Source organism: Bradyrhizobium sp. AC87j1 (assembly GCF_002936975.1).
In the GTDB taxonomy this organism is placed as follows: Bacteria; Pseudomonadota; Alphaproteobacteria; order Rhizobiales; family Xanthobacteraceae; genus Bradyrhizobium; species Bradyrhizobium shewense.
This window is the reverse complement of the sequence record NZ_PTFE01000008.1, coordinates 19,092-31,850: the sequence shown is the minus strand read 5'-3', so window position 1 is coordinate 31,850 and position 12,759 is coordinate 19,092. Positions and strand designations below refer to the sequence as shown.

Below are 12,759 nucleotides of genomic sequence, written 5' to 3'. Positions count from 1 at the left end.
GTCGATCTCCATTCGATCTCAGTGATTGGAAGATCGGTGGTTCAGGCTGTCGCGTATGGGTTGGAGCCAAGGCCTCTCAGTTGAACGCTCCAGATGAGCTCGCCAAGGTACGTCCGCACGCTGTCCGCGGTCCTTGTGATGGCATTATTTCCAACCCGATCAAGCCGCGGGCCCGCCATGATGACGCTCGTTCCTCGGCCACCCCAGGATGCGCTCGCATCTTGCATCCCGCGTCTTTTGGGATCCTTTCACCCGAAAGCTCCGTGCTGCCGATGCGGCCCTAACGTGATTGAACCATCCCGCTTAAGATCATGCTGGGACTGGCCGCTGGGGGTTGCTCGCCGCTAAAACTGTCGTTCGGACGCAGTTCTAAGTTCTCTGAAAGCAAACGATCCGACGTGGTTTCGGGAGCTTGAGCAGCTGCCCGAGGTGCCGACGAGCACCTCGTTCAGCCAAATTGCGGCCGATGGAAGAGAAGAACGCGGCCACCAGGTCGGCTTTCGGCCGTATAGGGCTGACTGTGGATCAGAAAACAGGTCATTGGGACCTCCTGGCTCGGCAGAAGACCCAGGTTTTGGAGCATGTCGATCACGACAGGCGAAGCCTCTTGGGGGCCGTGCCTCCAGTCGTCGCCGAACAGCTCTCCGAGTTCAGGCACTTGCGGGGACGGCTGATGGCCCGATCCCGGTGCGGCAGACGGCAGTGGAATGTTTGGCGCCAGCGCCAAAGGAGCGTCCTTTCGCAATTCAAACGAGGAGAGCGGATTAAACCCAGGTGCAAGGCCGCCGTAGGCATGCGGGGGAGCCGTCGGCGTTACAAGCGCAGCTTCACCCGGCAAAGCAAGCCTTGGGTGATGAATGAGTTGAACGTCGTTGGATCCTCTCGGTCCCAACACGGCCGTGTAGCGATCGCCGCCAATCTCATAGTTCATGACCGGATGTTCTCCATTAGGCAAGAAGTCCCACTTGCCCAACGTGGAAAGCAACATTTCGGGGGCCAACTGGGTGCCATGCGAAAAATCCTTAGGCACGGCGAACGAAACATCAAACGTATCGCCGATAGCGGGAGACCGCAGATGGATGAGCTGAACATCATTGCGCCCACGCAGTCCTAGCACGGCCGTATAGCGTTCACCGTGAATGTCGTAGGTCTTTACCCGCTGTGCTGCATCCGGCAACAGACCCCAGCGGCTGAGCCTGGAGCGCATCATATCCGGCGCGGCCTGGGTGCCATGGGAGAAATCCTCGGGAACGGCCAAAGAGGCATCAAAGCTCTCGCCGGCTGCGGCGGACATCGTATTATGTGTTGCCGGGGTCGCACCATCTTGATGCATCATCCTCCCAAAGTCTTCTTCAGAGGCGGGATTCTGCGACCGTGAGCTGGGCTGCCAGATCACGGCATCGAAAGGATCCGCTCGGCCGACGCTTTGCGGGGGCGACCCCATTGCCGTCCATAACTTGGATGCATCCAGATCGACAGCAGGCGCAGACCCGTCTTGATCCGCGGCATCGAAAAGCTTTTCCTGGGCGACACTTTGCACGGGCGAGTGGGTCACTGAACTCGTGGTTGCCCAAAGCACCGGTGCACCGAAGGATGTCGCTGGCACACCCTCGCGATGCGCGGCCTCGAAAAGCTCTTCATTGACGACACTTTGCACAAGCGGGTGGGCGACCGAACTCATTGTTGGCCAAAGCACCGGTGCATTGAAGGGCACGGCTGGCAGCAGGCGCTCGCGATCCGCCACATCGAAAAGCTCTTCCTGGGCGACACTTTGCACTGGCGAGTGGGTGACTGAACGCGTGGTTGGCCAAAGCACTGGTGCGTCGAAGGATGTCGCTGGCAGCAGGCCCTCGCGATCCGCGGCATCGAAAAGTGCTTCCTGAGCAAAACTCTGCATGGGCGAGGGGGCGGCTGCACGCATTCCCGGCCAAAGTACCGGCGCATCGAAGCTGGCACGTGGAGGCACTTCGCTTCGGCGCACAGCCTCGAAAAGCACATCCTGGGCGACAAGTTGCACGGGAGAATGAAGGGTTAAACCCGTTCCCTCCCAAACCTGCGTAGCATTGAAACCGTGGGCCGGCAATGAGCCGCCTTGGTCCGCAGCGTTCCCCAAAGGCTGCTCATGATCGAGAAGCCGCACGGGCAAATCGGCGTCCGGCTGTATTGGCTGGCGCGAGTTGCCTCCGTCAGCCCCCGAATTGTCCTGCCCGGCGATCCGGCGGTAGTCACTCAGCCTGTTCAACGAGTAGATGAGTTTCTTGTCCTTCGGAAACAAAGCGTCAGCATGGCCGAGCAGCGCTTTGTGACTGAGCTTAGCAATTGACAAAGGTCGCAGTGCTGCCGCTAGCTTCCGAAGACTGCTAGCATAATTTGCGGCGGTTTTTGCATCGAGTGCTCGACCAAAGCCCGCCTCGGTGGCCTTTCTGATGAGGCTCGCGTCTTCCTTGGACGGACGATAATGTGTTGTGGGGGCCGGCGCGGTGTCGCTGGGCTCGCGGTACCTACTAACCATTGACAACGCAGGGGCGATGACCTTGTCTTTTGGCAGTAGCTTCTTGGAGCGGTCGAGCAACGTATCGTCATCGAGCTCAGCAATCGACTGACCAGACTGCTTCAGCGCCTCAGCCAATTTGCGAAGCCGACGGTCGTAAATTTCGATGGTGGTCGCATTCGGCGGTGGCCCCCGGTCAAGGGCAGCACCAGACGCTGCTTGGATGAGGCGATCATCATCTTCAGTGATGTCATAAAGATCGCTATGGGAATATATCGGGCCGAGCTGTCGCACCTCTCCTAAGTGTTGCTCAAACACCGCTTGCGGTTGTTGCGGCTGCTCCACGGTGGTATCTGACGCAGCGGAATCTTTATCGGCTGGGTTGATCGCATTGTATCGGTCCATGGTGCAGTCCACTGGCATCGCTTCCTCGTTCTTTCGCTACTCACGTTAGCTTTCCAAAACCTGACGTGGCCGGGCGGAAAGATAGAATGAATGATGGCGGGTAAGTGCCTTTTCCAACCTGACGACAAGTGCGGCAAATCTAAAGACGGGTACAGCTTTCGGCCGAAACTCTGATTGTCCAAGTGCAGTACGCGGCCAGCCCCCGCTGGCCAGTCGGACCGGAGTGTTATAGATGGCGCGAGCGCTGCTTTCGATTTTCCGAGCATCGGAAAAGACAAATGCGGAGCCTCTACCCTCAGCCTTTGTCCCTGACTTTCTGTATGGATTCGATGCGCTAGCGGTCCGATAGTCAGCTAGATGCCCGCCCAGAAACAGTACCTCGCGCTCCTCAGTTGGGGTATCGCTCACCCATGCCAGATTGGGTTCATCATTCTCAGTCCCGTCCTCAAGAATACTGACGATCTCTTCGGCCGTCCAAGTGGTGACCCTCGGCACCGCGTAGCTGTGCAGCTCGTTCGCGTTTTCCGCGATTGCTTTGGCGCCATACTCGTTGTCGTCGTCCGGCGAAAGGAGCAGTTAAGTTGATTCGATAAGGATCAGCAACTGAGGCGCGCGCAAATGTCTAAAAACTGGATCGGATCTGGTTTTCGAACGGGTCGGTATGTTGAGGACATACGTGGAACTAACCCGGATCCAGCTCCTTCTTCTCTTCCAGATTTTGAGCCATCAAGTCGGCCTCCTGTCCGGATAGAGATGTTGTTATGTTAGAGGGCTTAGCTGTCGAACAGCTGCCAGACTCATTGTTTGAAGAAAATTCGTTGCCCTTGCGACTGTGCTGGCGAGCCTATTGTTCATTGCAGAGCTGAGCTTGGCGAGATGGGGCCATCGTCCCTGTCCAGCTCCACGGCAGCGCGGTGTGAAAGGTCCGGGACAAGCAGCCCGGCGGAAGCGCAGGCATCGGTGAGCTTGAGCTGCGTGAGGAAGTCTGCCGAGGCCAGCTTGCATCGGCTGCGAGTCGATGTCCAACGTTCCTCGAGACGCTAACTCTGGTCCGAACAGCCGATCTGGTCGCGGCCATCGGGCTCGTGACCGCGCCGGCGTGGCGTGGAGCTCGTTGTGCTCTGTTGGGATTGCTGATGGGCGCGAGGATTCGCGTGAGCCCGCCGGGCGTTGGTCGCCAACAAGACCCGCGCGATGCTACTTCGATCCAGGCATCCGCAACACGCGCGGAATAGCCTAAACTCACAATATCAAGGGGGCTGCGCGGCCGCGAGACGTTGGATTGCTGACCAGACTTGGCAAGGCCACGAACGATTCGGCTGCATGAAAGCCACGGCGGCGACGAACCGGCGCGCGGGCGTCTCAGCTCGGAAAGACAAAATGGGGAGTTGACGCTTGCAGCCAATGCGCCACACTTGCACCATAAGGTTGGTCGCGCCCAACAAACATGTCGCGGCGAAAGCCTTGTGGTGTGGCCTGCAGGCGCAGCCGAACAAAACGACCTAGAGCGATCTGCGCAGTCGGTCGTATCGGCCCCTCCTTTCCATCCTCCGGGCCCGACGCGTTTCCAGTCAAAGTAGCGATAGATCCCAGACCAGAGATGGACGGGCTTCTCGCAACGCGTGCAGCTAAAAAGGCCTGAGCTATTCAAAGCGGCGGAGGCCTGCTCCTGAACCAGCGAATAATGGTGCCGCACCCGATGCATGAAAATTAGACTATCATCAGTCTTCTTGGGTCGATCCAAAGCGGCCAGTTGGCCGCTGCGATGCCCGAAGGAAGCGGCTCTTGGCGCTCGCGGGTTGAACGAGGCATCGAGAATCCGGAATGTTTCATCGCATTATTCGATGGGTGGCTTGACGCGGCCTTATTGATCGGATGTCGCTTTGCAACGGGGCAGCAAGCGGTTGATCAACAATGTCGCGCCAAATCTGTCGTGAGTTCTCGAACGACAATTGATGTCGTTCGCTTCGAGCCGGCGCTGCCAATTGAAGCCGCTGCAATCAGGCAGCGCGTGTTCGGTGAGCCTGATCAGAGACCATTTGGGTTAAGCGATGGAAAGATAGGCATCGCAATAGAAGAGGATGCCAACAGACGATAGTAGATTGAAATACTCAACTATTGCGTTTGCATGGTCTCGACCTCTACAGATCCTTCTCGCTTGATCCTTGCTGGCCCGGTCGGGAGTCGAAATGTTTCTATCGGCGAATGGGCATCCAAACACCTTCCTGAGAAGGAGCTGGCTTCTTGATGAATTCTGGAGAGCCGATGTGAGTGTACTCGTGTGGAATCAACTAGGCGCTGGAAGCGGGCTGTACGCACGTCGGCGTCAATCGGCGGCCAACGTGGCCGAAGCTCTTCTCGGCCGCGCCCGCTTGGAGAACATCACAGGACGTGGCCAAAGCTTCTTTGGTGACATTCCTCTCACATCAGACTGTTTGTTATCTATCCCTCAAATCGGCTGCCCGGGGCACATTCAGGGTAAGCTTGCGCGAAAGCGTAGGGTGGCCGCCGAGATCGACCTGTCCTCAAGGCCCACCAAGTGGCTCACGGGCCGCCGCATTAGAGGCTGTGATGTCTTCGGTTAACTCCATGCTTCATCTTGGCTTGAATCTTCATGGCGCTGGTGGTCATTCCGCTGCGTGGCGCTGGCTCGGCACAAATCCAAGCGCCTTTTTCGATATCGAGCACTACGTCCGGGCTGCGAAGGTTGCGGAGCGTGGTCTGCTGGATGCTGTATTCCTCGCCGATACCCCCGCGATAAGTTTCGACATTACGCACCAGCCGCCGCTTAATGGGCTCGAACCTACGCTGGTTCTCACTGTGATTGCACGCGAAACGGAGCGGATTGGCCTGATCGCGACAGCGTCGACAACGTACAATGAACCATACAATCTCGCTCGGCGTTTCCAATCGCTCGATGTCATCAGCGGTGGCCGCGTTGCGTGGAACGCAGTCACGACGTCCAGCCCGGCGACGGTAGCAAACTTTGGCGGTCGAGAAGTCGGGCGAGCGGATCGATACAGACGCGCCGAGGACTTCGTTGAAACCGTCCGTGCTCTCTGGCTGAGCTGGAGCGGCGAGATGGTCATCGCCGATCAGGCTGCAGGAGTTTACGCAGATCCGAGTCAATTCCGCCTGCTCGACCCCAATACGAATAGTTTCGGCATCCGAGGCCCACTTACGCATCCCGCTTCGCCCCAAGGCCAGCCAGTCATCGTTCAGGCGGGTGGTTCGGATCCCGGACTACGGCTTGGTGCCCGCAGTGCAGATGTCGTGTTTGCGGCAGCCGGAGACTTGACAACGGCTTTGGAGGAGGCAGAGCGCCTGCGCGCGCTCTCTCGCCAATTCGGCCGCCCTGCGGCTCCGCTCATCCTGCCAGGCCTTGTCACCTGTATCGGGGGCACCGAGGAAGAGGCGGCTCGTCGCAAAGAAAAACTTGACGGACTGCTCGATCTGGAGCGCGCCATCGCCGCTCTTGCACGAAGCATGGGCGTGGCGGTCGAGAAGCTTAGCCTCGAAAGGCCGATCCCGGAGGAGATTTTACCTGATGCAGATAATGTTCCGTTTTCTGTCGGTCACCATCGCACGATTGAAACTCTGGCGCGTCAAGGTCGGACGGTTCGTGAGATCATCAGCAGCGTTCAAGCTTTTGGCCATCGCTTGCTCGTGGGTGCACCCGAGCAGATCGCGGATTCGATTGAGGCATGGTTCCGCGCTGGCGCGGTCGATGGTTTCAACATCATTCCCGACGTGCTGACAGATGGCACTCAAGCGTTTGTCGACAATGTGGTGCCCATCCTGCAGAAGCGCGGGCTATTTCGCAAAGAATATCGGGGACAGACGCTGCGAGAGCATTTCGGGATTTCCGTTCCTTTCGAGCTGGCAAGAGCCACACCTAGCTCACCGCTCTGACGCTTCCTCAACACCAAATGCTCTGGAGCCTGAATATGCCTTTATCGAATTCGCGGTCAACGAGGCACTTCACTGGCAAGTCGAACTATCCAGCAAGAAAAGTGGCGGCTACCCTTGTCGTGCTCTTGGGCCTGTCGCAATTGGTGCCCAGCATTCATGCTCAAGAAGGGTTAGCCGGCAGTGTAAAGCGAGGAGGCGTTATTCGTTACGGGCATTTTCAAGAGCCTGCTTGCCTGTTCGGGGGCTGGGTGCAGCAATGGTATCTGCAACGTCAGTACAGCGATAATCTGGTTGCGCGCACCGAGGGCGGCAACATTGTGCCATGGCTGGCCGAGTCTTGGAGCATTTCCGACGACAAAAAGGTGTACACATTCGAGATAAAGCCGAAAGTAAAGTTCACCGACGGGACTGCGCTCGATGCGCAGGCTATCGCTGACAATGTCAACGGATGGCTTAGCAACGACCCCGATCTTCGCAATCCGACTGCCGCTCCCTATCTTGGCGATAGCTTCGAATCAGCAACTGCAATTGCTCCTCTGAGGTTGCAGGTAAAATTAAAGGTGCCGTTCCAGCCCTTGCTCAACGTGTTCGCCCAATCCTCACAAGGCATTCTCTCGCCATCGGCGCTCAAACGTGGACTCGCGGTCAATTGCGAGAACCCTGTCGGTTCCGGCCCATTCATTGTCGACAAGTGGCGCCATGGGCGTGAAGTCACCTTCCGCCGCAATCCCGACTACAATTCGGCCCCGGCCACCGCAAAACATCAAGGGCCGGCTTACGTTGACGGGATCACCTGGAAGTTTCTGCCAGATCAGACTGTCCGATACGGCTCGCTAATCACGGGCGAGACCGATGCCATATACGATATCCCGGCTGTCGCATGGAAGGACGCCAACTCCCGCTTTTCAGTCTTGCGGCACCTTACCGGCGGCACCCCCCTGCGCTTGGCGTTGTATACGGCCCGGCCCCCATTTGACGACGTGCTCGTCCGCAAGGCCTTTGCCTATTCTACTGACCGAAAGGCCGCGGTCGACACATCCTTCCTTGGCTCTTTGCCGTTTGAGGGCAACGGGGCGCTAAGTCAGAGCTCGCCGGAATACCTGCCTGAGCTCGGCCATTCCTATGGATACGATGTTCGCAAGGCCAATCAGCTGCTTGATCAGGCGGGTTGGACTGAGCGTAATCGTAACGGCGTTCGTGTCAAGAACGGCAATCCGCTCATCGTGCGCATTTCCTATTCGAACGCTTTTCTGAAGCCGGATGGCGAGAAAGCCTTGCAAGTTATCCAGCAGCAGGCAAGGGAGGCCGGTTTTGACTTGCGTCTTCAACCCACCAATCCGGCTGAATTCTTCGCCGGAAAAAACCTCGGACCCGATGATTATGAGGTCGTTCTCCTCTATTGGGTTGCCCCCGGCGCTGAGATATTTCGGATCTCGTGGAAGCCCGATCAGAACGGCGAGACCAATCGCTTCAATCCCTCACGCTATCAAGATCTGACGCTTTGGGACGTCATTCAAAAAGCGGAGCAGGAACTCAATGCGGCGCAACGTACCGCCCTCTATCAGCAGGCGGAACGGAAGATCGTGGATGAGGCTCCTGTGATTGGCCTCACGGTGCTGGATGTAACGTTGGCGACCAAGCCGAACCTCAAAGACGTTTGGCTGGACCGCGGCTCGGTTGGCGAACCCGTTTTCTATGACGCTCATTTCGATGCCGGGAAAGTGACGCCGTGAGGATAGTAGCCCATCATCCCATCGTTTGGTTCGCGCGCCGGATATTCTCCGGCGTGGTCGTGGTGTGGGCTGCCGCAACCTTCGCGTTCTTGATGCAATGTCTGCTTCCTGGCGACCGCGCCCAGATCATCATCAATGTGACGAGTGGCAACGTCGGGCCGGCGTCGTCGGCGGAGCTTGCAGCGATCAATGCGAAATATGGTTTTGATCAACCGCTCGCGGTTCAATACGGCAAATACATATTGCAGATCCTGCATGGAGATCTTGGCGAGTCGTACCAGCAACATCGGCCTGTCGCAGCGATTATTGCGGAACAGATTGGCCCCACGATTGTTCTGGCCATCGCTGCGCTGCTGACCGCATGGCTTATCGCAATTCTGACAACCTTGTTCATGGCTGGCAGAGACAACATATGGTCGAAGCTGCTCAATGGCACACAAGTCTTTTTGGCAACGGTGCCGCCTTACTGGTTAGCCACAATTCTGCTTGTGCTCTTTGCGGTAAAGCTAGGCATTTTTCCGGTGATCGGGGGAAATTCGCCGATTGGGCTCGTTCTGCCGACACTTGCGTTGGCTCTTGAATTATCGGGCTTTTTCGGACAAGTCGTTCAAGACGAATTCACGCGCGTGCTCGAGCAGCCGTTCGTTACGTCCGCAAGGGCGCGGGGTTTGAGTGATTTCGGCGTCAGGCTTCGCCATGTCCTCCGCCATGCCGCATTGCCCGGCATTACTTTATCAGGTTGGGCGCTCGGCAAACTTCTTTCGGGCGCGATTTTGATCGAGGTGGTTTTCGCCCGTCAAGGCCTAGGTGGCGTCCTTGTCGCTGCGACGTCCTCGCGAGACGTTCCAATTGTCTCGGGAGCTGTTTTGATCTCTGCGGTCCTATTCGTCATTGTTAGTGCGATTGTCGATCTAAGTTATCGGATGCTCGACCCGAGGATTAAGTTGACATGAGCATGCTTGCAGAAGTCGCCGGGTCTCGGCAGCTCGGAGCACTCCTGGCGTTCGTGCGCCATGTTCCCTTCCGAGTTGTTGCCTCGCTTATTATCATTGGCTTCTTTGCCTTCGCGGCCATGATGCCAAAGGCGCTACAGACGCACGACGCGTTTGCTATTGATTTGAGATCGTCATTGCAGCCTCCTTCGATCGCCCATTGGTTGGGGACAGATCAATTGGGCCGGGATCTTTACTCCCGATTACTAGAGGGGGCAGGCCAATCGCTTGCCATCGGACTTGGCGCGACCGCGCTGAGTACGTCCATTGCACTCGTTCTCGGCGTCGCCGCCTCACTTTCTGGTGGCGTATTCGACAGTATCCTCAGCCGGTTTGTCGACGTGCTCTTCGCAATTCCCACGCTCTTGCTCGCCCTAGTGTTCGTGACCGTTTTTGGGCCGTCGGTATTGACTGAAGTCGTAGCTGTCGGAATCGGCACAGCGCCAGGCTATGCCCGCATGATCAGGGGGCAGATGCTTTCCATCAAAGGGACCGGGTATGTGGAGGCCGCCAAGGCGCTGGGCCATCCGTTTCCCCGTATTGTCTGGAGGCATATTCTTCCCAACGCCATGAACCCGCTGACGGCAATGATGACGATCGGCGTAGGTCAGGCGATCATATGGGCCTCCGGTCTTGCTTTTTTAGGACTCGGCGTCGCTCCCCCGGCGCCTGAATGGGGCGCGCTGCTCAATGCCGGGCGCAATTATGTAATCTACGCCTGGTGGCTGGAGATCATACCCGGTTTGGCAGTTACGGCGTTTGCCCTCAGCCTCACCATCATCGGGCGTCATCTACAGGACCATCTGGAAGGAAAAACGTGAATGTCGCAGGGGCGCCCCCAGCCTGTCCCCCAGCAGCCAGACCTACTCACGGTCGATTCGCTGCGTGTTTCCTTCGGTCGCGCCATCGACGAGAAAGCGGTTGTGCGCAGTATATCCTTCTCCCTCCGACCGGGACGGTGTCTTGCGATTGTCGGTGAATCCGGCTCGGGCAAGAGCGTGACTGCGCGATCTCTCATAGGCCTCGCTGGTCGCTACGCCAATGTTCATGCATGCCAGCTAAGCTTCGACGGGATGGACCTAATCGGCCTTAGCGATCGTGCCTGGCGGCGCATCCGCGGCACCGAGATTGGCTTTGTATTACAGGATGCACTCGTCTCGCTTGACCCGCTTCGCCGGATCGGCAAAGAGGTTGGTGAAGGCTTGCTCCTCCACGGTGCGGTATCCTCACGCGAGGAGCTCGCGCAGCGCGTCATTGCTCTCCTTAAGCTCGTCGGTGTCCCTGAGCCCGAGACCAAGGCCGAGCAGCTGCCGCATCAATTATCCGGCGGCCAGCGTCAACGGGCTCTCATCGCTTCGGCACTTGCACTCGATCCGCGCATCCTGATTGCAGACGAACCGACGACCGCGCTCGATGTGACGGCGCAAGCTCATGTGCTGGCACTGCTCGAGGAGACCAAAACGAGGGGCAAGGCTCTGATCCTGATCAGTCACGATCTGGCAGTGGTCTCCCGCGTGGCGGATGAGATCCTCGTCATGCGAGGAGGCGAGGTCGTCGAACGCGGCACCTCCGCCCAGATATTCCAAGATCCGCGGCACCCCTATACTCGTCAGCTGCTGGACGCCGTGCCATCAGGCCGGCCGCGCGGCTCACGCCTCTCACCATCAACTATTGTGCGTTCGCCTGCCCGGCAAACGCAGCCAGCCGTGCAATCGCCGCCGAAATCTCGTCCCATCCTGCTCGAAGCGACAAGTCTGGTGAAGCGCTTCAAGGGCCCGGATGGCACTTTACAGACGGCTGTGGACGGCGTCTCCTTCGAACTGCGATCCGGCGAGACTTTGGGCATCGTGGGTGAGTCCGGATCAGGAAAGTCAACGATGGCGCGCATGGTCCTGGCCCTGGACGAGCCTGACGAAGGAGCCGTTCAGCTTGCAGGCCGGCCTTGGACCAGGCTCGCCGAGCGCGAACGGCGGGCTCGGCGGCGGTCGCTATCGATCATTTACCAGGATCCTCTTGGCTCGTTTGATCCACGTTGGACGGTCGGGCGCATCATATCCGACAGCCTTTCGAGCGATGTTGAGACACGGCGCAAGCGGCAGGAGCGCGTTATCGAGCTGCTCGATCTGGTCGGGCTATCCCAGGCCTTGCTGGACCGACGACCGCTCGAGCTCTCGGGCGGTCAGCGCCAGCGCGTTGCGATCGCCCGCGCGATCGCACCAAATCCTGCCGTAATCGTCTGCGATGAGCCCGTTTCGGCGCTCGACGTCTCGATCCAGGCCCAGGTCTTGGACCTGCTCGTCTATCTGAAGGACCAAGTCGGCGTAAGTTATCTCTTCATCTCGCATGATCTCAGTGTTGTTCGTCACATCAGCGATCGCGTCATAGTTATGCGCCGGGGGAGAATCGTCGATAGTGGCGCCACTGAAGAGATATTTTGCAATCCACAGTCTGAATATACCAAGAGCCTTATCGCCGCCATGCCGCGTCTTGTTCGCGACCACAAGATAGGTCATTCAGCCACGATCCTCGAAGAAGGCATCGCATGAACGCGTTCGAATCCGATCCTTTATCATAAAATTGTCTATCGCCGATCGCGCGGCATTCGCCTCTGCGCACCGAGTCGGTCACGATTGCGCGCTCGTTCATCGCTCGACCAGGACAGTCTGTGGCAGGGGTTCCCACTAGATGGACCGGTCGGCGCGCGTAGCACTCGCAATCTTCGCTTTCACGATAGCCGCGCGATCGTGGTGCGGTCCCTGACAACGAGAGCATGTTTGTCAGGTTCAATACATTCGGCGTCAATATCGATCTCATGACGCCTATTCAGCCCTTAATTGCGACTGATGCGGCTGGCACGGTCATTGCTATCGGAAATGAGGTGACGCCGCGTAGGGGGTGACTTCAGCTCTGTGAACGATCACTTTTCCGCTAGGAAGCCGTGGGTCCATTTTGAAAAAGAAGCGAAGGCCTTGAAGTTTTCGCATTCGGTTTGATGGGAGAGCGATTTGGATTTGCCTATAAGAGCCGACGAGACGAACTGCAACTTCTGGACATATCGGCAATGTCAAAAGACCCTTGCGTCGTCAGCGTTGCCGGGCTCGGTGAACGATCCCAGCGAGCGGCAGTGGGGGCGCATGACTAGAATTCGGCTGACGTGCTCAAGCGTGCCGGCTGCGGACGTCACCGACACAATAGGCGCCTCATCGAGGCATCGTGTCGCCATTTC

General features: G+C 58.0%; 7 protein-coding genes. 6 read left to right on the top strand and 1 reads right to left on the bottom strand.

Features of this window, described 5'->3' with window-relative positions; translation table 11 throughout:
- Positions 1-448: 448 nt before the first annotated feature.
- A complete protein-coding gene (locus CV770_RS07120) occupies positions 449-2,896 on the bottom strand; it encodes a hypothetical protein (protein WP_245453690.1) in 2,448 nt (815 codons plus the stop codon).
- A 1,765-nt stretch (positions 2,897-4,661) separates the two neighbouring features.
- Between CV770_RS07120 and CV770_RS41490 the strand changes: the two genes are divergently transcribed.
- The 6 genes from CV770_RS41490 to CV770_RS07090 all read left to right on the top strand — a co-directional run bounded on the left by CV770_RS41490 (position 4,662) and on the right by CV770_RS07090 (position 12,079).
- Complete coding sequence (locus tag CV770_RS41490) at positions 4,662-4,994, top strand: hypothetical protein (protein WP_210203156.1); 333 nt, start codon at positions 4,662-4,664, stop codon at positions 4,992-4,994.
- Positions 4,995-5,467: 473 nt separating this feature from the next.
- Positions 5,468-6,808 (top strand): NtaA/DmoA family FMN-dependent monooxygenase, encoded by a 1,341-nt coding sequence (locus CV770_RS07110; RefSeq protein ID WP_104461802.1) that lies wholly within the window; start codon positions 5,468-5,470, stop codon positions 6,806-6,808.
- Positions 6,809-6,843: 35 nt separating this feature from the next.
- Positions 6,844-8,541 carry an ABC transporter substrate-binding protein gene (locus CV770_RS07105; RefSeq protein WP_245453689.1) on the top strand — a complete coding sequence of 566 codons (1,698 nt, stop codon included), beginning with the start codon at positions 6,844-6,846 and terminating at the stop codon, positions 8,539-8,541.
- The gene (locus CV770_RS07100; RefSeq protein WP_104461800.1) at positions 8,538-9,494 is read left to right on the top strand and encodes an ABC transporter permease; all 957 of its coding nucleotides are present in this window, start codon (positions 8,538-8,540) and stop codon (positions 9,492-9,494) included. Before CV770_RS07105 ends, CV770_RS07100 begins: the two co-directional genes overlap by 4 nt.
- Complete coding sequence (locus CV770_RS07095) at positions 9,491-10,354, top strand: ABC transporter permease (RefSeq protein WP_104461799.1); 864 nt, start codon at positions 9,491-9,493, stop codon at positions 10,352-10,354. Before CV770_RS07100 ends, CV770_RS07095 begins: the two co-directional genes overlap by 4 nt.
- Complete coding sequence (locus CV770_RS07090; protein WP_104461798.1) at positions 10,355-12,079, top strand: dipeptide ABC transporter ATP-binding protein; 1,725 nt, start codon at positions 10,355-10,357, stop codon at positions 12,077-12,079. It abuts the gene before it with no gap.
- The last annotated feature ends 680 nt before the right edge of the window (positions 12,080-12,759 follow it).

What these genes read in the sequence shown, in the direction of transcription:
- CV770_RS07090 (WP_104461798.1), top strand. Translation starts at nt 10,355, where the DNA reads ATGTCGCAGGGGCGCCCCCAGCCTGTCCCCCAGCAGCCAGACCTACTC.
- CV770_RS07105 (WP_245453689.1), top strand. Translation starts at nt 6,844, where the DNA reads ATGCCTTTATCGAATTCGCGGTCAACGAGGCACTTCACTGGCAAGTCG.
- CV770_RS07120 (WP_245453690.1), bottom strand. Translation starts at nt 2,896, where the DNA reads ATGGACCGATACAATGCGATCAACCCAGCCGATAAAGATTCCGCTGCG.
- CV770_RS41490 (WP_210203156.1), top strand. Translation starts at nt 4,662, where the DNA reads ATGCCCGAAGGAAGCGGCTCTTGGCGCTCGCGGGTTGAACGAGGCATC.
- CV770_RS07095 (WP_104461799.1), top strand. Translation starts at nt 9,491, where the DNA reads ATGAGCATGCTTGCAGAAGTCGCCGGGTCTCGGCAGCTCGGAGCACTC.
- CV770_RS07110 (WP_104461802.1), top strand. Translation starts at nt 5,468, where the DNA reads ATGTCTTCGGTTAACTCCATGCTTCATCTTGGCTTGAATCTTCATGGC.